This window comes from Staphylococcus sp. SM3655 (assembly GCF_016917315.1).
In the GTDB taxonomy this organism is placed as follows: domain Bacteria; phylum Bacillota; class Bacilli; order Staphylococcales; family Staphylococcaceae; genus Staphylococcus; species Staphylococcus aureus.
The window spans coordinates 407,262-432,384 of the sequence record NZ_CP070305.1 but is presented as its reverse complement, the minus strand read 5'-3'; the positions used below and the strand labels follow the sequence as shown (position 1 = coordinate 432,384).

The following is a 25,123-nucleotide window of genomic DNA, read 5'->3' as shown; positions in this document are numbered from 1 at the left end:
ATAGTAGTCAAAGTGGGAGAGGTATAATGATGAAATTTTCAGTAATAGTTCCAACATACAATTCAGAAAAGTATATGACAGAATTACTTAATAGCCTTGCGAAACAAGATTTTCCGAAAACTGAATTTGAAGTGGTTGTAGTTGATGACTGTTCAACAGATCAAACGTTACAAATAGTTGAAAAGTATCGTAATAAATTGAACTTGAAAGTAAGTCAACTCGAAACAAATTCTGGTGGTCCAGGTAAACCTAGAAATGTGGCGTTAAAACAAGCAGAAGGTGAATTTGTATTATTTGTGGACTCCGATGACTATATAAACAAAGAGACTTTAAAGGATGCAGCAGCATTTATTGATGAACATCACTCAGATGTCTTATTGATTAAAATGAAAGGTGTTAATGGTCGTGGTGTACCACAATCTATGTTTAAAGAAACAGCACCTGAAGTTACTTTGTTAAATTCAAGAATTATCTATACTTTAAGCCCGACTAAAATCTATAGAACAGCATTACTAAAAGATAATGACATTTATTTTCCAGAAGAATTAAAGAGTGCAGAAGATCAATTATTTACAATGAAAGCATATTTGAATGCAAATCGAATCAGTGTGTTAAGTGATAAAGCGTATTATTATGCTACAAAGCGTGAAGGGGAACATATGAGTAGTGCGTATGTTTCACCTGAAGACTTTTACGAAGTCATGAGATTGATTGCTGTAGAAATATTAAATGCAGATTTAGAAGAAGCCCATAAAGATCAAATCTTAGCAGAATTTTTAAATCGTCATTTTAGTTTTTCTCGTACGAATGGCTTCTCACTTAAAGTTAAACTAGAAGATCAACCGCAATGGATTAATGCTCTAGGAGACTTTATACAAGCAGTTCCAGAACGTGTAGATGCATTGGTGATGAGTAAATTACGACCATTGTTGCACTACGCGAGAGCGAAAGATATAGACAACTATAGAACTGTAGAAGAAAGTTACCGTCAAGGTCAATACTACCGTTTTGATATTGTAGATGGTAAATTAAACATTCAATTCAATGAAGGCGAACCATACTTTGAAGGCATTGATATCGCTAAGCCAAAAGTGAAAATGACAGCATTTAAATTTGATAATCATAAAATTGTTACAGAGCTAACGTTAAATGAATTTATGATTGGCGAAGGACATTATGATGTCAGACTTAAATTACATTCACGAAACAAGAAGCACACAATGTATGTACCTTTAAGTGTCAATGCGAATAAACAATATCGTTTTAACATTATGTTAGAAGATATTAAAGCGTATTTACCTAAAGAAAAAATTTGGGATGTTTTCTTAGAAGTCCAAATAGGTACGGAAGTATTTGAAGTGCGTGTTGGTAATCAACGTAATAAATATGCATATACTGCAGAAACAAGTGCATTAATTCATTTGAATAATGATTTTTATAGATTAACACCGTATTTCACAAAAGACTTTAATAACATTTCGTTATACTTTACAGCTATTACATTAACGGATTCAATCTCATTGAAGTTAAAAGGTAAAAACAAAATCATTTTAACTGGTCTGGATCGTGGTTATGTATTTGAAGAAGGTATGGCTAGTGTCGTGCTAAAAGACGACATGATTATGGGAATGTTAAGCCAAACGTCAGAAAACGAAGTGGAAATCTTACTTAGTAAAGATATTAAGAAGCGAGACTTCAAAAATATTGTTAAGTTAAACACTGCACATATGACTTACTCGCTAAAATAAATAATAAATGCCCTCAAATCTATGTGAACTAACATGATTTGAGGGTTTTATTTTACTATTTATGAAATGATTATGACATTTCCCTGATTTTCATTTTCATATACATTAAATTGTATACACTGAAAATGAGGAGGTCGTCTATAATGATAAATAAAAATGACATAGTAGCAGATGTAGTAACAGATTATCCGAAAGCAGCAGATATTTTTAGAAGCGTAGGTATAGACTTTTGTTGCGGTGGACAAGTAAGTATAGAAGCAGCATCCTTAGAAAAGAAAAATGTAGATTTGAACGAATTATTACAGCGTCTCAATGACGTTGAACAAACGAATACACCAGGTTCGCTTAACCCTAAATTTTTAAATGTTTCGTCACTTATTCAATATATTCAAGCAGCATATCATGAACCTCTTAGAGAAGAATTTAAAAATTTAACACCTTATGTGACGAAATTATCGAAAGTACATGGACCTAACCATCCATATTTAGTCGAGTTAAAAGAAACATATGATACATTTAAAAATGGCATGTTAGAGCATATGCAAAAAGAAGATGATGTTGATTTTCCAAAACTAATTAAATATGAACAAGGTGAAGTAGTAGACGATATTAATACAGTGATTGATGATTTAGTATCTGATCACATTGCAACGGGACAATTGTTAGTGAAAATGAGCGATTTAACATCTAGCTATGAACCACCGATAGAGGCATGTGGTACGTGGCGACTCGTTTATCAGAGATTAAAAGCACTTGAAGTGTTAACACATGAGCATGTTCATTTAGAGAATCATGTTTTATTTAAAAAAGTATCATAAATAACGCGATTAGAAACTGTTGGCAAAGTAATGTCAGCAGTTTTTCGCTATACTTAACAGAAATTTAGTGATATGAACAGCATTATTTGAAAAGAAAAATGGTCAACTTAGCATAAAAATTGATATGAAAATTTAATGGTATAGATAATTAAATAGTAGCGTGTTTTTTTAATAATTTATTCATGAATTTTACATGCACTATTATGATAAAATAAACATAATTATAATTCACTGAGGTGCTATCGTGCTATCGCTAACAATGTTATTACTTGAGCGTGTAGGTTTAATTATTATTTTGGCCTATGTGTTGATGAATATTCCATATTTTAAAAACTTAATGAATCGTCGACGTACATGGAAAGCACGTTGGCAATTATGTATTATTTTCAGTTTGTTTGCCTTAATGTCTAATTTAACTGGTATCGTCATCGATCATCAACATAGTTTGTCAGGAAGTGTGTACTTCCGTTTAGATGATGATGTATCTTTAGCTAACACACGTGTATTAACGATAGGTGTCGCAGGATTAGTTGGTGGCCCTTTTGTAGGTCTATTTGTTGGCGTTATTTCAGGTATTTTCAGAGTGTATATGGGTGGGGCGGATGCACAAGTTTATCTTATCTCATCTATATTTATCGGTATAATTGCTGGTTATTTTGGCTTACAAGCTCAAAGACGCAAGCGTTACCCGAGTATTGCGAAAAGTGCCATGATTGGAATTGTTATGGAAATGATTCAAATGTTGAGCATTTTAACATTTTCCCACGACAAAGCATATGCGGTTGACCTCATATCATTAATTGCACTACCAATGATTATTGTTAATAGCGTTGGTACGGCGATTTTTATGTCTATTATCATTTCAACATTAAAGCAAGAAGAGCAAATGAAGGCTGTTCAAACACATGACGTACTGCAATTGATGAACCAGACATTGCCGTATTTTAAAGAAGGATTGAATAGAGAATCGGCACAACAAATTGCGATGATTATTAAAAATTTAATGAAAGTATCTGCCGTAGCAATTACAAGCAAAAATGAAATCTTATCGCATGTAGGTGCAGGTAGTGATCATCACATACCAACAAATGAAATATTAACAAGTCTGTCTAAAGATGTATTGAAATCAGGAAAGTTGAAAGAAGTTCATACTAAAGAAGAGATTGGTTGTAGTCATCCGAATTGCCCGCTTAGAGCAGCTATCGTGATACCACTTGAGATGCATGGTTCTATCGTCGGTACATTGAAGATGTATTTTACAAACCCTAATGATTTAACTTTTGTGGAACGTCAACTTGCAGAAGGATTGGCAAATATTTTTAGTAGCCAAATTGAACTTGGTGAAGCCGAAACGCAAAGTAAGTTATTGAAAGATGCTGAGATTAAGTCATTACAGGCACAAGTGAGTCCACATTTTTTCTTCAATTCAATTAACACGATTTCAGCTTTAGTTAGAATAAATAGCGAAAAGGCACGAGAGTTACTATTAGAATTGAGTTATTTTTTCAGAGCGAATTTACAAGGCTCAAAGCAACATACGATTACTTTAGATAAAGAGTTAAGTCAAGTGCGTGCATACTTATCACTCGAACAAGCACGTTATCCAGGAAGATTTAATATCAATATTAATGTTGAAGACAAATATCGCGATGTGCTTGTACCACCATTTTTAATTCAAATTTTAGTTGAAAATGCCATCAAACATGCGTTTACGAATCGAAAGCAAGGTAACGATATTGACGTGTCAGTGATTAAAGAAACTGCAACACATGTACGTATTATTGTACAAGATAATGGTCAGGGTATTTCTAAAGATAAAATGCATTTGTTGGGAGAAACATCTGTAGAATCAGAATCTGGAACTGGTAGTGCTTTAGAAAATTTAAACTTACGCCTAAAAGGATTATTTGGAAAATCCGCAGCATTACAATTTGAATCGACATCGAGCGGTACCACTTTTTGGTGTGTACTTCCTTATGAAAGACAAGAGGAGGAATAAATATGAAAGCATTAATCATAGATGATGAGCCATTAGCACGTAATGAATTAACATATTTATTAAATGAAATTGGTGGTTTTGAAGAAATTAATGAGGCAGAAAATGTAAAAGAAACATTGGAAGCACTACTGATCAATCAATATGACATTATATTTTTAGATGTCAATTTAATGGATGAAAATGGGATCGAATTAGGAGCTAAGATTCAAAAGATGAAAGAGCCACCTGCGATTATTTTTGCAACTGCACATGACCAATACGCAGTACAGGCATTTGAATTAAATGCGACAGACTATATTTTGAAACCGTTTGGTCAAAAACGTATTGAACAAGCAGTCAATAAAGTGCGTGCGACTAAAGCCAAAGATGATAATAGCGCAAATGCAATTGCGAATGATATGTCGGCGAATTTTGATCAAAGTTTACCTGTTGAAATTGACGATAAAATTCACATGTTAAAGCAACAAAATATTATTGGGATTGGCACACATAATGGTATTACAACCATACATACAACGAATCATAAATACGAAACAACAGAGCCATTGAATCGTTATGAAAAACGATTGAATCCCACTTATTTTATACGTATTCATCGTTCATATATTATTAACACGAAACACATTAAAGAAGTGCAACAATGGTTTAACTACACTTATATGGTAATATTGACAAATGGTGTCAAGATGCAAGTTGGACGTTCATTTATGAAAGATTTTAAAGCGTCGATAGGATTACTTTAACAGTAATCCTTTTTTTTATGCATTTTACCTATGATATTTTGTATTTCGGACTAAAATTCACGCAAATCGAAGTGAGCCATCTATACTTTAGTTAAATCAAACGTAGGAGGCAATGGTCGTGAAACAACAAAAAGACGCATCAAAACCAGCACACTTTTTTCACCAAGTCATTGTAATTGCTTTAGTACTCTTTGTATCGAAAATAATTGAATCATTTATGCCAATTCCTATGCCTGCATCAGTAATCGGTTTAGTATTATTATTTGTATTATTATGTACTGGTGCTGTTAAGTTAGGCGAAGTCGAAAAAGTAGGAACGACACTAACAAATAACATTGGCTTACTCTTCGTACCAGCCGGTATCTCAGTTGTTAACTCTTTAGGTGTCATTAGCCAAGCACCATTTTTAATCATTGGACTAATAATCGTCTCAACAATACTATTACTTATTTGTACTGGCTATGTCACACAAATTATTATGAAAGTTACTTCGAGATCTAAAGGTGACAAAGTCACAAAAAAGATCAAAATAGAGGAGGCACAAGCTCATGATTAACCACTTAGCACTAAACACACCTTACTTCGGAATACTGTTATCCGTTATACCATTTTTCTTAGCGACCATATTATTTGAAAAAACAAATCGTTTCTTCTTATTTGCACCGCTATTTGTCAGTATGGTATTTGGTGTGGCCTTCCTCTATTTAACAGGCATTCCGTATAAGACTTACAAAATAGGTGGAGACATTATTTACTTCTTCTTAGAACCAGCAACAATCTGTTTTGCGATTCCGTTATATAAAAAGCGTGAAGTGCTTGTTAAACATTGGCATCGTATCATCGGAGGTATTGGTATCGGTACAGTTGTAGCGTTATTAATTATTTTAACTTTTGCGAAGTTAGCACAATTTGCCAATGATGTTATTTTATCAATGTTACCTCAAGCAGCAACTACAGCGATTGCGTTACCAGTATCAGCTGGTATCGGTGGTATAAAAGAATTAACATCATTAGCAGTTATTTTAAATGGTGTCATTATTTATGCCCTAGGTAATAAATTCTTGAAGCTTTTCCGAATTACTAACCCTATTGCCCGAGGATTAGCACTTGGAACAAGTGGTCACACATTAGGTGTAGCACCAGCCAAAGAATTAGGACCTGTAGAAGAATCAATGGCAAGTATAGCTTTAGTGTTAGTTGGTGTAGTTGTTGTAGCAGTTGTGCCTGTCTTTGTAGCAATATTCTTCTAAAACGAAAAACCTAAGCAAGATAATAGCAGTTTGAGCCATTGTTATTATCGTGAAAAAACGTCTATACTCCGGTTTATAACTGGGATATAGACGTTTTTATGTATGTATTACTTTTTACTAGGAATATAAAACTGTGCATGACGATAATGAAATACGATGTCAGACGAATCAAAGGGTTTGCCAGTCATTGTATAAAAAGTCTGGTGGTAACGTAAACATGGTTCACCTGTAGACAATTGTAGTAATGAAGCTTCACTTGAAGTGAGTTTATCTACATTAAAGAAAATATCTGAAAAACCAATACGAAGTTTCATGTTTGATTCTAAATAGTCGAAGATAGAGCCCTTAGCAATATCATCATTTAAATATTTCACGATTTCTTTATGATAATAAGAATATTCGATACATAAAACATCATCGTCCACGAATCTTAATCGCTCTAAATAGTAGACGGTATCATCTGCATTTAATTGGAGTTCATCTTGTACAGATTTAGGTGGCGTTGCCATCTCCTTAAAAACAAGTACCTTACTTGTCATTCGATGTTCACCTAAACTTTTAGAGAAACCATTAGTCTTAAAGACGTTGATACGATTGGCATCTGCAATATTTCTCACATAAATACCACTGCCTTGTGCTTGATAGATCAAACCATCTTGTTCCAATAAGCCTAATGCTTTAATGATAGTACTCTTACTTACTTGATAACGTTCTTTTAATTGCGTCACGCTTGGCAATTTATCACCGGGTTTGAAATTAGATTGATGTATAAACGCATTAAGTTGCTTAGCAATATGTTCATACTTTAACAATATTCTGTCCTCATTTCACTTTGTCTGTAATTATTATAGCACAAAATATTATAATTGTATCGGCGTTTACAAATTGAACCGGTACAATTATAATTGGAGGTAAGTAAATACATTTTCATTCTACTATCAAGTTGAGGGGGTAATATTTATGAGCAATAAATATAAAGAACAAGCCCAAGACATTCTTACAGCTGTAGGTGGTGTCGAAAACATTGTTGATGCAACGTATGACACGAAGTGCATTACAATTCATATGCAACATACAATTCCTTCTACAGCAAATGAAGTGAAACAAATAGTTGATGTGACATCTGTAGCAGAAAATGATGCGCAGTTAGTCATAAAATTAAATGGAAATGTCGATGAAGTGTATCAGCAATTACAGCGATTAATTAAGAATGCTAATGTTGAAGAGAGTGAGAATACTGACAACATTAATAGCCAAGATACAAGTTATACACCTCAAGTAAAAGTAACAACACCAATTTTAGTGAAAGCACCAATCGCTGGTCGTCGTATTTTACTTAAAGAAGTAAGAGATTCAATTTTTAGAGAGAAAATGGTAGGCGAAGGCTTGGCAATTAAAGCTCATGAAGAATCCAAAGTAATCGCACCGTTCAATGGTTTAGTATCTATGATTGTACCAACTAAGCATGCAGTTGGTATTCAATCAGAAGACGGTGTGGACATAGTCATTCATATTGGCGTGAATACAGTTGACTTGGAAGGTAAAGGGTTCAAGTGCTTTGTAAAGCAAAATGATCATGTTGAAGCAGGGCAAACGTTGTTGCAATTCGACCAGCAATATATACAACAACAAGGCTACAATGCTGACGTTATTGTCGTTATTAGCAACTCTGCCGATTTAGGAAAAGTAGAACTGACAATGAATGAAATCATTACGACTGAAGATGTTATTTTTAAAATATTTAAAAACTAGGAGTGTGTTGTAATAATGACAAAATTACCGCAAAATTTTATGTGGGGTGGCGCTCTTGCCGCAAATCAATTTGAAGGTGGATATGATAAAGGTGGTAAAGGATTAAGTGTAATTGATGTTATGACGAGTGGTGCACATGGCAAAGCACGTCAGATTACAGAATCTATAGATCCCAATCACTATTATCCAAATCATGAAGGTATTGATTTTTATCATCGTTATAAGGAAGATATTGCCTTGTTTAAAGAAATGGGATTGAAATGTTTACGTACGTCGATTGCGTGGACACGTATCTTTCCGAATGGGGATGAAGGTGTGCCAAATGAAGAAGGACTTGCCTTTTATGATCGTATCTTTGATGAATTAATTGCACAAGGTATTGAACCTGTTGTGACGTTATCACATTTTGAGATGCCACTTCATTTAGCGAAACATTATGGTGGATTTAGAAATAGAGAAGTTGTCGATTATTTTGTGCATTTTGCGCGTGTTGTATTTGAAAGATATAAAGATAAAGTGACATATTGGATGACGTTTAATGAAATTAATAATCAGATGGACACATCAAATCCTATCTTTTTATGGACGAATTCTGGGGTAGCATTGACAGAAAATGATAATCCTGAAGAAGTCTTGTATCAAGTAGCACATCATGAACTTTTAGCCAGTGCTTTAGCAGTTCGTCTTGGTAAAGAGATTAATCCGAAGTTTAAGATTGGAACAATGATTTCACATGTACCCATTTATCCATATTCGTGTCATCCGAAAGATATGATGGAAGCACAAATTGCGAATCGCTTACGTTTCTTTTTCCCGGATGTCCAAGTGAGAGGTTATTATCCAAGCTATGCTAAAAAAATGTTGGCACGAAAAGGATATGATGTTGGATGGCAAGAAGGGGACGACAGTATTTTACAGCAGGGCACGGTTGATTATATTGGCTTTAGTTATTACATGTCTACGGCTGTAAAACATGATGTTGATACTACAGTTGAAAACAACATCGTCAACGGTGGTTTGAATCATTCTGTGGAGAATCCGCATATCGCAACGAGTGATTGGGGTTGGGCGATTGATCCAGATGGCTTAAGATATACATTGAATGTGTTATATGATCGTTATCAGTTGCCACTTTTTATTGTGGAAAATGGTTTTGGTGCAGTTGATGAAGTGGTAGATGGACATATTCATGATGATTATCGCATTGAATATTTAAAAGCACATATTACAGCAGCGATAGAAGCAGTTGATCAAGATGGTGTAGATTTAATCGGTTATACGCCATGGGGAATCATTGATATTGTTTCATTTACAACCGGTGAAATGAAGAAACGCTATGGTTTAATATATGTTGATCGAGATAATGATGGTCATGGCACGATGGAACGCTTGAAAAAAGATTCGTTCTATTGGTATCAACAAGTGATAGCATCAAATGGAGATAAATTATAAAGGTACATTGTAAGTATTTTAGGGTTAGAGCCCGAGACATAAATTAATATAGTAGGACCTACAGTGTTATATTGGCGGGCCCCAACACAAAGAATTTCGAAAAGAAATTCTACAGGTAATGCAAGTTGGCGGGGCCCCAACATAGAAGCTGGCGGAAAGTCAGCATACAATAATGTGCAAGTTGGCGGGGCCCCAACACAGAGAATTTCGAAAAGAAATTCTACAGGTAATGCAAGTTGGGGAAGGACAGAAATAAATTTTGCGAAAATATCATTTCTGTTCCAATCCCGTGATGTTAAAATTTTAAAAAAAATAATGCCACTAACTAAGTATGTATAGTGTTAATGTTTGAGTGTTTATGAAAGTCTTTAACCAAAATTGATGACTTACTAATCAACGATAACGATATTGTTAAGTAGATGATTAGTGTCACAAAGAAATTAAAGTAGCAGTCAAACATAGATACAAAGTACGGTTAGTGGCATTATATTTAGTCCTCTTTTTTAGCGACAAAAGTAATATAATTCATATCTTTACGCAATTTAGTCATCGTTTTAAACATTTTACAAAACATTGGTCGATTTTCTTTTTTCAAAGCATTGTTGATAATCTTTATAGTTCCAACAATACCTTCGTCATAAATTAAACCTTTTGGTGTCATTAAACTCATTGGACCAGTATGATAATGCACATGATTAAAACCAGCTTGATTATATAAATCTAACCAGCCAAGTTTCGTCTGCGGTGAGACATTGACATTAATTGCTGCAGATAATGATTTAACAACATGTGTGGCATGTGATTCATTAACGATGACAATATCATGTGTTAACAAGATACCCCCAGGCTTTAAGACTCGGTAGTACTCGCGTAATGCTTTTTCCTTTATGGCGATGGGTAACATTGTTAACATTGCTTCATTTAAAACGATATCGAATTGATTGTCATCAAAGGGCAATTTAACAGCATTCGCTTGTTGAACTTGAATATATGATTCAAGACCTGCTGCTGAAATGTTTTCCTGTGCTTTTTCTAATGCTTTCTTATTTATATCAACGCCTTGAATGTGACAGCCATATGTATGAGCTAGATAAATAGATGTTGTGCACATATTACATGCCACTTCTAACACTTGTTTATCTTGTGAAAATGCCCCTTGTTGTATTAACCAATCTGTTGCTTCTTTACCACCGGGGCGTAGACGAGTTTTTCCTAATTTAGCTAAAAATGTATGACCAGCTTCTTTAGACATAGCATAACCTCCTTTTAATTGATAATTATTATCATTAATATAGCATATTTATATGCGATAATTTGGAAGTTAAAAAGATTACAAAAAATTGTCACTTCATTTATAACTAAACATGAGTCAACAAGCATAGGTTTAGTGGAAAATTATTTCTAATAGATGATGTTTTATAAAGATAAAAAAGCACAGCCATGATATACGAATGTTGCATGTTATATGCTAAACCTTCATATCATAGCTGTGTTTGATTCATTTAAACTTGATTTACTTCTTCTAGTAGAGGAATAGATGCTTGCGCGCCGTGTTTTTGTACAGTGAGTGAGCTCGCTTTATTACCAAAATCAATAGCATCTGCTAAGTTATCTTGCGACTTGTTTAAGCGACTGACAAATGCACCAATAAATGTGTCGCCTGCAGCAGTTGTATCAATCGCATTTACTTTATAAGCTTCGATGTGTTGGCTTTGATTTTTAGTAGCAAAATATGTACCTTGCTTACCTAGCGTAATCAAAACAGTCTTAATGCCTAAAGATAAAAAGTAATTGGCATTGTCTTTCATAGATTGTTCATTAGTTACTTTAATCCCAGATAACAATTCGGCTTCTGTTTCGTTTGGCACAATAATATCGATTAATGATAATAATTCATTAGGTAATGCTTTCGCTGGTGCAGGATTTAATACTGTCGTCACACCATGTGCCTTGGCAATTTCAAATGCAGATATAATAGCCGGGATGGGTACTTCTAATTGTGCAACGATAAAGTCTGCATTGATTATAGCGTCTTTTGCGTTAATAACATCTTCAGGTGTCATCGTCATATTCGCACCACCATAAACATAGATGGTGTTTTGTCCTTCTGCATTCACAGTGATAAAGGCTTGGCCTGTTTTTGCTTCAGTTGTTTTGATAATATATGATGTATCAATATGAGCCGCTTTAAAATCTTCTAAGATGAAATCAGCAACGCCATCAGTGCCAATTTTAGTAATAAATGTTGTGTCTGCTTGCATGCGTGCAGTGGCAATAGCCTGGTTGGCACCTTTACCTCCGCCGAATGCTTTTTGTGCTTCTTCAACATGTAATGTTTCGCCTGGTTGTGCATATCTTTCAACTGTTAAAAATTGATCGACATTCGTTGAACCTAAAATAACAACTTTGTTGGTCATGTGTACGCTCCTTTCAAGTTATAACTTTTAAAAAGTAACATTCGATTCTAATGCAATATTAGAGTAGGGCGTTGTTTCACCAGTACGAATATTACCTTTATTTAATGGGTGAGCTAAGTTACTTTTCATTTCTTCGTGAGGAATGAAAATGATTTCGATTTCCGATGAAATCAATTGTTTAATTTGTTGCAATTGTGTAGGGTTATGTTCTTTTATTTCTTCTGCTAAGTATATTTTTTGGATTTCCATTTCTTCTAACACTGTAGCTAAGACATCAATAAAGCGTGGTAAGTTTTTAGTTACAGCTAGGTCGATACGACGATGATCATTTGGAATTGGCATGCCAGCGTCATTAATCGTTAATAGATCAAAATGACCAATTGTCGCGATTGCTTTTGAAATATGTTCATTTAAAACAGCTGATTTTTTCATGACATCTACACTCCTTATTTTATAAATACTGTAACAGAAGCGGCTACTAAAATGAGTACTAAGCCGATGATTGTAATAACCATTTCTTTTGACGTTTTATGTTGTTTTAAGAAATAAATACCAGTTAATGTAGCAAGCACAACGGATGTTTGAGAAAGAATAAATCCAGTTGCTAAACCATTCATATTAGGTTGTGCTGAAATAAGATATGTTAAGGCACCAAATGCAAAGAAGAAACCTGAAATAATTTGTAACCACGTAATTTTATTACGGAATGGATTCTCTGCTTTCATATTCATAAAGCCATAAATGACTGCAACAATTACCATACCCATTGCTTGAGGTAAAAAGGCAGTTAGGCCATCAATAGAAGTTGCTTGCGGTGCAGCTGAATATAACCAGTATCCAAATTCACCAATTAACAGAAGTACCACTGCACGACGTAAATTTTTGGCGTTACTTGCTTCTTTGCGTTCACTCCAAACTGTCATACGCGCCCCAATTAGAATAACGACTAAAGCTGTAAAGCCAATGATTTTATGACCAATGCCTGGCCAATTTCCTAATGCAAAGACACCCCATAAAGATGCGCCTAATAATTGGAATGCTGTTGTGACAGGCATGGCACGAGATGAACCGACTAATTCGAACGCTTTAAATGTAATGATTTGTCCGAATCCCCATCCTGCACCTGATAATAAGGCGAATAGTAAATTTGTTCCAGTAGGGAAGCCACTTGATGTGACTACGGCTAATATAATAGCGAAGATTAACGTACCTACAGTAGCACCGATAATTTGATGTACAGGTTTACCACCAAACTTTGAAGCGACTGTTGGGAAGAATCCCCAGCCAATTAAGGGGCCTAACCCGATAAGTAATGCAACAATGCTCATGTTATACACCTCACGATTTGTTTCTAGTAAAACGTTTTACCAGTGCCATCGTACCATTTTTATTTGTAAAATGCATGCGTTTTCATAAAGGCTGAAAACGTTTAAATCATATTTAAAAATTCATACATTATTATTTTAATTTCTTAGTGAAATAATTATGATTAAAAACCCTCAGCATTAAAGCAACGCTAAGGGCCTAACAATGATGAGTATATTTCGGAAGATACGTAGTTAGTTTGAAAGATGATAGCCAGTTGTTGCACGAATTTTTAAAGTCGTTGGTAATTCAATCATATCAATGGATTTATCTAAGTGCTGTAATCGTTGAAGTAATAAGGTTAAAGATGTTTTGCCAATATCAGTTATAGGTTGTGCCACAGTAGTTAAAGGTGGCGAGACGTACGCTGCATAATCAATGTCGTCATAACCTATTAATGAGATATCTTTCGGAATACTGATGCCATGTTCAATTAGTCCTCGTAAAATGCCAATAGCGAGTTCATCGTTAATAGCGAAGATTGCAGTGGCAGATTGAACCATGATGTCATCAACAATGGTTAGCCCACCGCGCTTAGATAATTCAGTATGGACGATTTGTGGTTCTGGCAATTGATTCGCGCGCAAAGTATCAACAAATCCAGCGACACGAGTCGACATATTCGCCATCATGTCATATGGTGCAACAATCATCATATTGTTGTGACCGAGTTCTATTAAATGTTGTGCTGCAAGTTGTCCGCCTTGATATTCATTTGTCCGAACAAAATCTGTATAGCCTTGATGGTCATTTTGATCCAGTACGACATAAGGTACATGATGTTTCTTTAGATAGTTATTTAGGGCGTCCGGGGATGAAATGTATTGTGCGATGATTAATCCGTCAATACCTCGATCAATTAAATGTTTAATATTGTCATACAAATCAGTTGCTGTAGATGTTAAAAAGCATAAATCAACATCAGATGGTTTATGGTCATGAATACTTTGCATCAGTGATGAGAAAAACGGATTTGTTAAGCTAGGTAAAATGACGCCAATAGTTTGAATTTTACTACCGCGCAATTGTTTTGCATGTTTATTAGGGGCATAGCCTAAACGTTCTGAAACAGCATGTACGTTTTTTATCGTTGTTGCGGAAAAACGACTATCATTATGATTTAAAATATGTGACACAGTTGTAACTGATACACCAGCTTCTCTAGCAACATCTTTAATTGACACTTTTTTCATATTATATTCCTTCTCTTTATTCTGTAATTAATCATACAGTTATATACCCGATTATTATATTCATCATATCATGATAAACATTTGATGACATATGAAGACGTGAATGACTTTTATTGTCTACAAACAGACGCCTATAGTATGCGATTAAGGTTGAGGCGAGAGAATATATTATTAAGGTTAAATAACTTTTAATGATTATGATAACAAGAATTTTAAAATCTTTATTGTGATGAAAAATACAAAAGCCATTATTTTAAATAATGGCTTTTGTATTTGAAAAAAGTATTAAAAAATATAACGAAATGATGTGGTTAGCTCAAGATCAAACACCTTCTTATAAAACTATTAATCGTTTTAGAGTGAATCCTAATACTGATGCGTTAATTGAATCTTTATTTATTCAGTTCGCTTATTTTTCTTGAATTTCTTGTATATCATTTTAAAGTGATAAAGATATTTCGAAACATGATGCTTCTATTATATTTAAGATTTAACCGTTTTTGGAATGATCATGTATGCAGACAATGAGCCGAGCATCATTAATATAATGCTGACGATAAATGTTACAGTTGCAGCTACACTAGGCGTATAGTTTAGTTGTAACATACTGAAAACAGTTGTACTTAACGCTATACCAAAGGCGCCACCTAGTGTGCCACTCATTTTATATAATCCTGTAGCTAAACCAACTTTTTCATTAGGCATACTGAAAATTGCAATTGTAAGGCCGGGTGTTGCGACTAAACCATTTCCAATTGCGCAAATGACAAACCCAATAACAACAGCAATGATATATTGTGATGGTTGAAGTGATGTCATGCTAATAATAGTGATGCCGATGACAGGGAACAACGGACCAATGATGAGCATCAATTTGCCACCGAAACGTAATGTTGCTTTTTCACCTAAACGAATCATCGCAACTGCCACAATGGCATATGGCAATGTAACAAGTCCAGATTGCGCAGCTGATAAACCAAGGTGTGTTTGAGCATATATGAAAAAGACCACTGTTACGCCTAGACCACTATTTAAAACAAAGTTATTTAAAAATGCACCAATGAACGGACGGTTGCGTAATACTGAGAAATCAATAAAAGGTACTTCATGTCGACGTTCGATGATGATGAATATCAACGTAGTGATGCTAAAAATGCTCAGACAAATGATTGAAAATGTACTAAACCAACCTTGTTCGAATCCTTGTGTTAACAATAATGTAAAGCTACCAATCATAACAGCGAAAATCGACATACCTTTGTAATCGAATGGATGACGGTGGCTATGTTGACTTACTTTTTCAGGTGTGCCTTTTAGAAGCAATATGGCAATGAAAGCAATGACTATACTAATGATGAAATTCGTTTGCCATCCGAAATTTGTGGCAATTAAATCGCCGATAACACCAGCTAGGCCGATGCCACCAACAGTACTAATCATTAGATAACTAATCGCTCGTCTTAAATGATCTCCTTTAAATTGATTATTTAAAACGCCAACTGTTGAAGGTAACAAGATAGCTGCTGATAGACCTTGTAAAATTCTACCGATGATGAGCAGTGCAGTGATGTCCGATATAATTAATAGAAGAGATGCAAACATACTGATTATGAGACCCATGTATGTCATTCTCAGTTGTCCTATTTTATCAGCAATATCACCTGCAGCCACCATGAAGATACCTGTGGCGAAGGAAGTTAAACTAATAGATAAATTTAACACGGCAGGAGAGGTTTGATACGTTTGACCAACGAGAGGTCCTATATTAATAAATGATTGTGCAAACAACCAATATGTTAATGCAGACAACATAATCGCAATAATAATATTACTGCGTGGTGAAGATTGTGTGTTATTCACAGATGTCACTCCTTGTAAAAATTAAATATAGAAAGTCATGAGATGAAGTGAACGGATGTATAGATGATCGTTCACTCACACATAAGTCATGATTTCCTTACATATCATACCACAGTTATTGAGAATGAATATCAATTAATTGCTTGTATGATTGATTTTTTATAGTATGTTTAAGTGAAACAGCTTTATTTGAAAGTGATTAAAGTAAATGAAGGTACAGAGGAGTGAGAACAATGTGCACAGGATTCACAATACAAACTTTAAATAATCAAGTACTTCTTGGACGCACGATGGATTATGATTATCCATTAGATGGTTCGCCAGCAGTGACGCCTAGAAATTATCGTTGGACATCTCGCACTGGCACGACAGGCCAAACGCAATATGGCTTTATTGGTACAGGAACAGATATGGAAGGTTTTATTTATGGTGATGGTGTTAATGAACATGGCGTTGCCATTTCAACACAATATTTCCGAGGTTATAGTTCATATGGATCAACACACAAAGCGGACGCGATGAATATTACGCAAAATGAAATTGTGACATGGATTTTGGGATATACAACAAGCATTGAAGATATGAAACAACAAGCATCCCAAATACATGTTGTAGCTGTATATTTAAATGATATCGGTGAAGTTCCGCCATTGCATTATCATGTTTCCGATGCAACTGGACATTCAGTCGAAGTTTCATTTAAAGAGGGTGAAGTGGTTATAAAAGATAACCCTATTGGTGTCTTAACAAATCATCCAGACTTAAATTGGCATTATAGTAATTTAAGACAATATATCAATATTTCTCCTTATCCAGCAACAGCAAAGTTATTGGAAGGTGTAACGATTGAACCTTTAGGCAATGAAGCAGGTACATTTGGATTGCCAGGTGGATTTACTTCAACTGAGCGCTTTGTGAGAATGGCATTTATGAAAGCAAACATTGCTCAAAACAATGATAAAGAAATGGATTTAATGAATGCATTTTATTTATTAGATGCGGTAAATATACCGATTGGAATTGTACGTCCGCATGATGCTGACAATCACTATACGATGTATCAGACCGTAATAAATTTAACTACAAGAACGTTATATATTAAGTATTATGGCAGCAATGAAATAGTAGCATTAAAGCTCACAGATGATTTAATTAATAGAAAAGATATGACGATTTTTAAGCCTGAGAAGCATATCACTATTAGAAAGTTGAATGACAATCAATAGCGATTGATAATGGAATTTGGTTGATATGATTTGATGGATGATTACTATCATACATTAGCGTTGAACCGCGAACATGGACGAATGATTAGTTGTTAATTTTGAAAATTTATAAAAGGTTAAACGAATGCAGTGAGAGATGTCATTTTAATATCAATGTATGGCTATTTTGTAATGACAATGTAATGAGTTTAGTAAAACATTTCGGGAATATTAAATAGTTGGAAAATGAGAATTAAATCCTTTACTCAGTTGTCTAATTCTTTTAGTATGTGCAGTACAGTTTAATTGAAAACTAACTTTAACTTTAATGGAGGATGTTTTATACATGAAAAAATTAACAGCAGCAGCGATTGCAACGATGGGCTTCGCTACATTTACAATGGCGCATCAAGCAGATGCAGCAGAAACGACAAACACCCAACAAGCACATACACAAATGTCAACACAATCACAAGACGTATCTTATGGTACTTATTATACAATTGATTCTAATGGGGATTATCATCACACACCTGATGGTAACTGGAATCAAGCAATGTTTGATAATAAAGAATATAGCTATACATTCGTAGATGCTCAAGGACATACGCATTATTTTTATAACTGTTATCCAAAAAATGCAAATGCCAATGGAAGCGGCCAAACATATGTGAATCCAGCAACAGCAGGAGATAACAATGACTACACAGCGAGTCAAAGCCAACAGCATATTAATCAATATGGCTATCAATCAAATGTAGGTCCAGACGCGAGCTATTATTCACATAGTAACAACAACCAAGCGTATAACAGCCATGATGGTAATGGAAAGGTCAATTCCCCTAATGGCACGTCTAATCAAAATGGCGGATCAGCAAGTAAAGCGACAGCTAGTGGTCATGCGAAAGACGCAAGCTGGTTAACAAGTCGTAAACAACTACAACCATATGGACAATATCACGGTGGTGGTGCGCATTACGGTGTCGACTATGCAATGCCTGAAAATTCACCAGTTTACTCATTAACTGATGGTACAGTAGTACAAGCAGGTTGGAGTAACTATGGTGGGGGTAATCAAGTAACGATTAAAGAAGCGAACAGTAATAACTACCAATGGTATATGCATAATAATCGTTTAACTGTTTCAGCTGGTGATAAAGTCAAAGCTGGTGACCAAATTGCATATTCAGGTAGTACGGGTAATTCAACAGCACCTCACGTACACTTCCAACGTATGTCTGGTGGCATCGGTAATCAATATGCAGTAGACCCAACGTCATACTTGCAAAGTAGATAATACAGTAAATCCCAAGTTACGATATCATACGCAACTTGGGATTTTTTCGTTTTAATAATAGGTATAAGCCCATTGCTTGTCCTCTAAAACATGTTGATAAAAAGGATCTTGGCCAATTAACTTGATATCATCTGCAAGTGCTTCAACTTCATCTAAATGATGGGTAGTTAATATAATTAAACATTTAGATTTCATAATGTTAAGCAGTTGGTGGATGTCATGTCTAGATTTCAAATCAATACCAACTGTCGGTTCATCTAAAATTAGAATTCGAGGTTGACCTAGTAAACCTACTAATATATTAATTTTACGTTTATTCCCACCAGACAATGTAGATACTTTGGCAGACGTATCATCAAAATTTAATTGCTGTAAATATTCGTTGATAGTTGTATCGTTAATTGGATTTTTACAAAGTGATTTAAAAAAATTAATGTTTTCAGCCACTGTCATGTGTTCAAATAACGCAATGTCTTGTGGCACATAACCGATGTGATTTTGGATTTGTCTTTGATTCCATTTTTCGCCGAAATAGTTGATAGTTCCATCATTAGCTTTTTCAATACCAGCGACCATACGAAGTAATGTTGATTTTCCAGCGCCATTATCACCAAGTAATACGGTTAAACGATTACTATCAAAGGACATAGTTAAATGATTGAAAATCTGTTTGTTACGGTAACGCTTTGAAAGGTTATTAATTTCTATCATCAGTTACGCTCCTTTACATGAAAATAATCAAGTATACGATACCCATAGCAAGTGCATATATAAATGTCATGAATAATCGATGACTTATTGTTTGAATATGGAATAAGATAAAGACGATACCTATCTCATAAATCAATATAAGTAACAGTGATTTTAAGTAAAATATTAAGCTGAGTGGTTGAGACAAATATAGACTAACTGCCAATAGTACCAACAATAACAAGATCGTATGTGTCATTACATAAGTACTATATAGTTTGAAACGGCTTAAATGATATTGTGATAATCGTTGCAATGCTGCTTGTTGGTTTAAACGATAATGAAGTACTACTTGAACAGCGCTAACAAATAAAATCACCGCAAAGATTAAGCTAATTGAAATAGAGTGTTGTGCTTGTTTAGTAAGCGACACAAATTTGATTTTAGATTCAGGTGTATGTTTATGATAGGACTTGTTGATAGCATCGATGGATTGATGTTGTTTCATATCCTCAAGGTGTTCATAAATAATGTTAGGAATTTGCTGTTCATATAATGAACTACTAACAATTTCTACAGCAATACCACCTATAAAGTCATCTCTACCATATAACTGTATCGTTTCTTTTAAACTGTTCTCTTTTAATTTTTGAGAGAAACCTTTAGGAATTTGCATACTTAAAATAGCTTCCTTTTTAGTAACATCATCTTCAATATAGCTTTCATCTTCATCGACTTTTTTAATAGTTACATAGTCAGATTGTTTAATTTTATTGACGAATGATTTTGATGCAGTGGTTTGGTCTAAATCTTGAATGGTAATCGGTATTTTGAAGTTGTCATGTGCTACACGGTAACCGATACCAATAAGTACGAGTGCGATGACAATGGTTGTTACGAGCAAGATGTATTGTAACCATTGCTTGAACACAACAAGTTGTATATAAGGCTTCATTGACGATACCTCCAAACCAATACAGCTAAATTAATTATCAAAAGTGCGATGAAGCTAAGATAGAAACTAGGGTGCAGTTCTAAAATGTAGTTGTTTAAAATAATTTCTAACAATTGATTTGTTACAACTGCGAACGGTTGAATATTGAAAACGCCATTTGCTATATGTTGTAAAAAAATCGTAGGTATTGTTAAACCAGATAACACCAGGATGAAAATAGCTAATATGACTTTACTAATACTATTCAACAAGCCTGTTGTTAAAAGTTCGATGAGTAATAACCACAGTATTAAAAAGGTAACATAATAGCTTAAATGAATGGCTAACGTTGGCCAATTATATAATTCAAAGGTGTTCGGAATACTGAACACAATCCAAACTACACCAACGATACTCCATAACATAGTATAAAACCATGTAATCAACGCACGAATGATTAATAAACGCTCTTTAGAAAAATGAAACATTTTCAATCGCGCTTTCAATACAGTATCTTGATTCATTTTCAAAACTGTAAATAAAGATAGTGCAAAGATGAATACCGTTGCTAAAAATCCTGTAATTGCATAATAACTGCCCGTATCGTATAAATGAATCGGTTCTAAGTTAAATGCACCTGAACGGTTTAATCCTGTAATCAGCAAATCAGTCATAACATTGATACTGTCAGAATGTGATGCTTTCGGTGCTAAGTCTTGAAAAGCTAAGATGCCACCCATTGATCGCATAAGACGTTGGTAAACAGAATCTGTTAGCTGAGATAGCACGACACTTTTCATGGATTGTTGATCATATGTATATACTGAAATTGGTAGTTCGCCTTGTTTATAAAATGCCTTGGTCATACCTTTATCAAAAACAAAATAGCCTTGAAGTTTATGTTTTTTTAACAAAGTATGTGCTTGCTTATCATCATATGCTTTAATGCTTACATTTTTTCCTAGGTTACTCCCTTTACCAATAGAGTTTAAGATTAATTTCGTTTCACTTGATTGATCTTTATCTACGACACCTATATTAAAATGATTGTCATCTTCTGTTACATGTTGGATCGTCGTTAATGTAATAAGGAGTGCCGCTAATATAAATAGTAAATAGATAATCAAATACCACTTTTTCAATAAAAAAGAGTGGTAGATGCGAAACAAATGTATTGTTTTCATTTAACCACTCCTCCAATGATAAGATTGAAAGGCAAGATGACCTTCCAATCTTATTTTTATATTTTAGTTATTTAGATGCCTTTTTTAAAATTGATTCAAACATTTTGCCGCCATTTTTTTCTATTTCTTTTTCAAGTTTTTCACGGTCTTTTGAAGATAGACTATTGAAATCTTTCGCACCACTATCATCAAAATCAATATCTGCTTTCAATTTTGTGCTAGATTTTAAAATGAAATTAATTGGTTCTTCAGCATATTTGATGCCGATATTTAACGTAGATTTCTGAGTGTTATTTTTTACGTCAGAATCTATATTATTTTCAAAAGTGAATTCATTTTCGTCGCCATATTTATCTAATGCGACAGTGATTTTACCTTTATCTTGACGTTTTGTGCCATCTACTTTTTCTTGGTTATCTAATTTGATTTTTGATTCATCATATTCTGTCTTTTTACCAAATTCGTATTTATCACTGTATTTATTGTCTTTTTCCTTAGAAGATACGCCTTTAATTGTATATTTCGCTTCAGCATACGTGTATTTATCTTGATCGAAATCAAGTGCGTAATCTAGTTTTAACTTATCGTCTTCTAAAGTATTAGTACCTTTGATTTTAGTTTTATTATTTTCTTTGTCTGTAATAGTAATTTCTCGTTTTACAATCGTATGTTTTTCGGTATAAATTTTAGATTGAATTTTAGCAAATTCATCCTTTTTAGTTTCTTTGACATCGTCAATTGCTTTTTTGATGTCCTTATCAAAGTCTTTTGTAGTACCTTGTTCTTCCATTAATTTTTTAAGGTCTTTATCCTTTTTAGCTTCTTCTAATACAGCTAATGTGATTTTTTTAGTGTCAGCTCTGCTAAGTGTTAACGTGACAGGTCTAACTTTGTACTTTTCACCATTAACCTTAATTTCTTCTTTTTTACCTTTATCAAAATTATCGTCATCTAATTTGTCGACAATAAGTTCGGAATATTTTTCGGCAATTTTGCTGTAGTCACTTTGTTGTGCTTGAGCATTACTAAAAAGAGTATTTAAATTTAGTTGTTGGTTTGTAATACCATTTTCTTTTGCTATTTCTTCATCTTCGCCTGTAAGTTTTGAATAAGTTGATAATAAATCAGAATTATTAACACTATATTTCCCTTTAAATAATGGTGATTCGAAATAATGCTTATCTTTATCTGCAGCTAACTGGAATTTCCCTAATGCAGAGTCTGCTATTGTTGGTTCAAGATTAATCATTGATTTCTCTTTTTTAGGATCATGTCCATATGACATTTTAATTTTCGAAGCATTAACAACAGATTTAGGAATACCAAGCCCCTTAACAATTTCATCTGATGCATCTGCGCTTAATTCTAATGAAGATAAAAATGAATTATCTTTCATCTTTTCTTGGAACTTCACTTCGTTTTCAAAACGGTCATTAAAATAATCTTTATACATTTTTGCAGTTTGTTGTTCGCTTTTTAAGTATGTATTTTTCGGTGTGTTTGCAAAAAATGCATAAACTCCCCATGCGATTCCACCTATTAATAATAAGACAATAATAATAGGAATTATAATTTTTAACTTTTTAGACATTTTGCTTCCTCCCAATTATTTATGAGTTAATCATATCAGAACAATACATTTTATTAAATGGTTTATTTTAAATTTTGTTTAAATTAATAGAATTTTAGTTATAATAATGTTTAATAAGTTATTGAAAATCTAATAAACTACAAAAAATAGTTTGATTACATAATGATTCTTGAAAAATGTAGGTTAACTTGATAATATGCATTTTTTTGGCGAAGAAGATTTATTTAACTTATAAAAATATTGAAGTGAGATTGGGGAGATTATGAATTTATGGAATTGAAAGTCGATGATTTTGTAAAGAATATAAAAAGACCGTACTTAACTGTATTGGGAGTATTTGTAGTTGCCTATTCATTATTTTTTGATTCATTGATGTTTTTCTATGGCAAACTATATGATAAATTGCCTGTATATTTGCTGGTGTTTATGGCCTTTACAGCTGTAATTTTGATTATGATGTACATACAAGAGAAAAATGAGAATTACAAAGTTGAAAAAAGATATGTGGTTAGATATCTCACACTTAACGTTATTGTGGGATATACTTTGCCATTGCTTTTGGCATCTATTTATGTTTTTGGGGTAGCTGGTTTTGGATTTGACGTTTTTAATTATTGGCTAGGTATAGTGATGATGCTATTTATTTCTTGGTTAGGCTTATTTTTATTTTATAAAAATAAATTTGATAGTGAAAATCCGAATAAAGCAGTTAATGTCATAGCAATTATAATAAAATTATTTGCATTTGGTGGATTATTCTATATTAGTACAATTGTACCTAACACTGCAGATGAAGAAAAATTTATATATACAAGTATTCTAATAAATTTAGCTTCTGATGCTCTTCTTGTTAGGTCATATTTTAATTACGCGTTATACAAGAGTATTAAGAAAGATATCGAAAAAGTTTAGATAATTAAAGATTTTTGTATAGGGGGGATAAGTGTAATGGAGATAAAGGAAATTGTAGCAAATATAAAAAGGCCGTACTTAACACCTTTTGTAATATTTACGATTTTGCTCTCATTGTTTTTTGATGCGATTATGTTTTTCAATAGTAAACTTTATGATAAGTTGCCATTATATTTAGTCGTATTTTTAATTTTTGCAATAGTAGTGTCAATTTTACTGTATTTACAAGAAAAAAGTGAGAAGGTAAAAGTTGAGAAAAAGAATGTGATTTGGTATATGACACTAAATGTTATAACTGGTTATTCAATGCCATTATTTATTGCTTCTACTTATGTTGTTGGTGCAGCAGTAAACGATATAGATGTGTTTTATTATTGGTGCGGAGTAGCTTTGATGTTATTTATTTCTTGGTTAGGTTTATTTTTATTTTATAAAAATGAATTTGATAGTGAAAATCCTAATCCTGCAGTTAACTTTATAGCAATTATTATAAAATTATTTGCTTTAGCAACTATATTTTATATAAGTAAAGTTGCGCCTAGTATTGCGGATGAAAAGAACTTTATATTTTTAAGTATACTAATAAATTTAGGTGTTGATGCTCTACTTGTTAGGTCATATTTTAATTACGCGTTATACAAGAGTATTAAGAAAGATATCGAAAATGAAGGTAAGACAATGTAAAGGAAAGACATAAAAAATAATAGGAGTCT

The 25,123-nt window shown here is 33.5% G+C and carries 24 protein-coding genes and 1 pseudogene; 14 read left to right on the top strand and 11 right to left on the bottom strand.

Annotation, left to right across the window (positions count from 1 at the left end; genetic code table 11):
• Positions 1–26 precede the first annotated feature (26 nt).
• The 6 genes from tarS (at position 27) to lrgB (ending at position 6,558) form a co-directional block, all read left to right on the top strand.
• Entirely contained in the window at positions 27–1,748 is a 1,722-nt protein-coding gene (gene tarS / locus JQN76_RS02255; RefSeq protein ID WP_000975368.1) for a poly(ribitol-phosphate) beta-N-acetylglucosaminyltransferase, read from the top strand.
• A 143-nt stretch (positions 1,749–1,891) separates the two neighbouring features.
• The gene (gene scdA, locus JQN76_RS02250) at positions 1,892–2,566 is read left to right on the top strand and encodes an iron-sulfur cluster repair di-iron protein ScdA (protein ID WP_000608831.1); all 675 of its coding nucleotides are present in this window, start codon (positions 1,892–1,894) and stop codon (positions 2,564–2,566) included.
• 244 nt (positions 2,567–2,810) lie between these two features.
• Positions 2,811–4,565 carry a sensor histidine kinase gene (locus JQN76_RS02245; RefSeq protein WP_000950281.1) on the top strand — a complete coding sequence of 585 codons (1,755 nt, stop codon included), beginning with the start codon at positions 2,811–2,813 and terminating at the stop codon, positions 4,563–4,565.
• Between the two features lie 2 nt (positions 4,566–4,567).
• On the top strand, positions 4,568–5,308 hold the full coding sequence (locus JQN76_RS02240; RefSeq protein ID WP_000645454.1) for a response regulator transcription factor LytR: 741 nt from the start codon (positions 4,568–4,570) through the stop codon (positions 5,306–5,308).
• A 112-nt stretch (positions 5,309–5,420) separates the two neighbouring features.
• Positions 5,421–5,864 (top strand): antiholin-like murein hydrolase modulator LrgA, encoded by a 444-nt coding sequence (gene lrgA / locus JQN76_RS02235; RefSeq protein ID WP_001792906.1) that lies wholly within the window; start codon positions 5,421–5,423, stop codon positions 5,862–5,864.
• Positions 5,857–6,558, top strand: a complete 702-nt coding sequence (gene lrgB, locus JQN76_RS02230) for an antiholin-like protein LrgB (RefSeq protein WP_000607067.1) — start codon at positions 5,857–5,859, stop codon at positions 6,556–6,558. The genes lrgA and lrgB overlap by 8 nt, the downstream gene beginning before the upstream one ends.
• 107 nt (positions 6,559–6,665) lie before the next feature.
• On the opposite strand, the gene JQN76_RS02225 is transcribed toward lrgB, so the two are convergent.
• The gene (locus JQN76_RS02225; RefSeq protein ID WP_000922332.1) at positions 6,666–7,370 is read right to left on the bottom strand and encodes a GntR family transcriptional regulator; all 705 of its coding nucleotides are present in this window, start codon (positions 7,368–7,370) and stop codon (positions 6,666–6,668) included.
• 148 nt (positions 7,371–7,518) lie between these two features.
• Here JQN76_RS02225 and JQN76_RS02220 point away from each other — a divergent pair, with 148 nt between their 5' ends.
• A complete protein-coding gene (locus tag JQN76_RS02220) occupies positions 7,519–8,310 on the top strand; it encodes a PTS sugar transporter subunit IIAB (protein WP_000066933.1) in 792 nt (263 codons plus the stop codon).
• 15 nt (positions 8,311–8,325) lie between these two features.
• Entirely contained in the window at positions 8,326–9,762 is a 1,437-nt protein-coding gene (locus JQN76_RS02215; RefSeq protein ID WP_000164001.1) for a 6-phospho-beta-glucosidase, read from the top strand.
• A gap of 490 nt (positions 9,763–10,252) precedes the next feature.
• Here JQN76_RS02215 and JQN76_RS02210 read toward each other — a convergent pair whose 3' ends face one another.
• Positions 10,253–11,014, bottom strand: coding sequence for a class I SAM-dependent methyltransferase (locus tag JQN76_RS02210; protein WP_000031267.1), 762 nt, complete (start codon positions 11,012–11,014; stop codon positions 10,253–10,255).
• Positions 11,015–11,032: 18 nt separating this feature from the next.
• Between JQN76_RS02210 and JQN76_RS02205 the strand changes: the two genes are divergently transcribed.
• On the top strand, positions 11,033–11,167 hold the full coding sequence (locus JQN76_RS02205) for a hypothetical protein (RefSeq protein WP_001789860.1): 135 nt from the start codon (positions 11,033–11,035) through the stop codon (positions 11,165–11,167).
• Positions 11,168–11,264: 97 nt separating this feature from the next.
• On the opposite strand, the gene rbsK is transcribed toward JQN76_RS02205, so the two are convergent.
• The 4 genes from rbsK to rbsR form a co-directional block, all read right to left on the bottom strand.
• A complete protein-coding gene (rbsK, locus tag JQN76_RS02200; protein ID WP_000182745.1) occupies positions 11,265–12,179 on the bottom strand; it encodes a ribokinase in 915 nt (304 codons plus the stop codon).
• A gap of 27 nt (positions 12,180–12,206) precedes the next feature.
• Entirely contained in the window at positions 12,207–12,611 is a 405-nt protein-coding gene (rbsD, locus tag JQN76_RS02195) for a D-ribose pyranase (protein ID WP_000747873.1), read from the bottom strand.
• 14 nt (positions 12,612–12,625) lie between these two features.
• Complete coding sequence (rbsU, locus tag JQN76_RS02190; protein ID WP_000029204.1) at positions 12,626–13,507, bottom strand: ribose/proton symporter RbsU; 882 nt, start codon at positions 13,505–13,507, stop codon at positions 12,626–12,628.
• A gap of 231 nt (positions 13,508–13,738) precedes the next feature.
• Positions 13,739–14,737 carry a ribose utilization transcriptional repressor RbsR gene (gene rbsR, locus JQN76_RS02185; RefSeq protein WP_000757894.1) on the bottom strand — a complete coding sequence of 333 codons (999 nt, stop codon included), beginning with the start codon at positions 14,735–14,737 and terminating at the stop codon, positions 13,739–13,741.
• A gap of 150 nt (positions 14,738–14,887) precedes the next feature.
• Between rbsR and JQN76_RS02180 the strand changes: the two are divergent.
• A pseudogene (locus JQN76_RS02180) lies at positions 14,888–15,051 on the top strand (NADH-quinone oxidoreductase subunit L); the annotation flags it as partial.
• A gap of 169 nt (positions 15,052–15,220) precedes the next feature.
• Here JQN76_RS02180 and JQN76_RS02175 read toward each other — a convergent pair.
• Positions 15,221–16,597, bottom strand: a complete 1,377-nt coding sequence (locus JQN76_RS02175; RefSeq protein ID WP_001836751.1) for an MFS transporter — start codon at positions 16,595–16,597, stop codon at positions 15,221–15,223.
• A gap of 233 nt (positions 16,598–16,830) precedes the next feature.
• Here JQN76_RS02175 and JQN76_RS02170 point away from each other — a divergent pair, with 233 nt between their 5' ends.
• Both JQN76_RS02170 and lytM read left to right on the top strand, forming a co-directional pair.
• On the top strand, positions 16,831–17,823 hold the full coding sequence (locus JQN76_RS02170; protein WP_000337372.1) for a choloylglycine hydrolase family protein: 993 nt from the start codon (positions 16,831–16,833) through the stop codon (positions 17,821–17,823).
• Between the two features lie 325 nt (positions 17,824–18,148).
• On the top strand, positions 18,149–19,099 hold the full coding sequence (lytM, locus tag JQN76_RS02165; RefSeq protein ID WP_000736795.1) for a glycine-glycine endopeptidase LytM: 951 nt from the start codon (positions 18,149–18,151) through the stop codon (positions 19,097–19,099).
• Positions 19,100–19,150: 51 nt separating this feature from the next.
• Here the strand turns inward: lytM and JQN76_RS02160 are convergent, their stop codons facing one another.
• The 4 genes from JQN76_RS02160 to JQN76_RS02145 form a co-directional block, all read right to left on the bottom strand.
• The gene (locus tag JQN76_RS02160; protein ID WP_000570077.1) at positions 19,151–19,810 is read right to left on the bottom strand and encodes an ABC transporter ATP-binding protein; all 660 of its coding nucleotides are present in this window, start codon (positions 19,808–19,810) and stop codon (positions 19,151–19,153) included.
• A 13-nt stretch (positions 19,811–19,823) separates the two neighbouring features.
• Positions 19,824–20,744 (bottom strand): ABC transporter permease, encoded by a 921-nt coding sequence (locus JQN76_RS02155; protein WP_000806118.1) that lies wholly within the window; start codon positions 20,742–20,744, stop codon positions 19,824–19,826.
• Complete coding sequence (locus tag JQN76_RS02150) at positions 20,741–21,907, bottom strand: ABC transporter permease (RefSeq protein ID WP_000848760.1); 1,167 nt, start codon at positions 21,905–21,907, stop codon at positions 20,741–20,743. The genes JQN76_RS02155 and JQN76_RS02150 overlap by 4 nt, the downstream gene beginning before the upstream one ends.
• A gap of 67 nt (positions 21,908–21,974) precedes the next feature.
• Positions 21,975–23,498 (bottom strand): DUF6583 family protein, encoded by a 1,524-nt coding sequence (locus tag JQN76_RS02145; RefSeq protein ID WP_000038514.1) that lies wholly within the window; start codon positions 23,496–23,498, stop codon positions 21,975–21,977.
• 270 nt (positions 23,499–23,768) lie between these two features.
• Here JQN76_RS02145 and JQN76_RS02140 point away from each other — a divergent pair, with 270 nt between their 5' ends.
• Together JQN76_RS02140 and JQN76_RS02135 are read left to right on the top strand one after the other, a co-directional pair.
• Positions 23,769–24,410, top strand: coding sequence for a DUF5079 family protein (locus JQN76_RS02140; RefSeq protein WP_000421230.1), 642 nt, complete (start codon positions 23,769–23,771; stop codon positions 24,408–24,410).
• Positions 24,411–24,446: 36 nt separating this feature from the next.
• Positions 24,447–25,094, top strand: a complete 648-nt coding sequence (locus JQN76_RS02135; RefSeq protein WP_000403077.1) for a DUF5079 family protein — start codon at positions 24,447–24,449, stop codon at positions 25,092–25,094.
• The last annotated feature ends 29 nt before the right edge of the window (positions 25,095–25,123 follow it).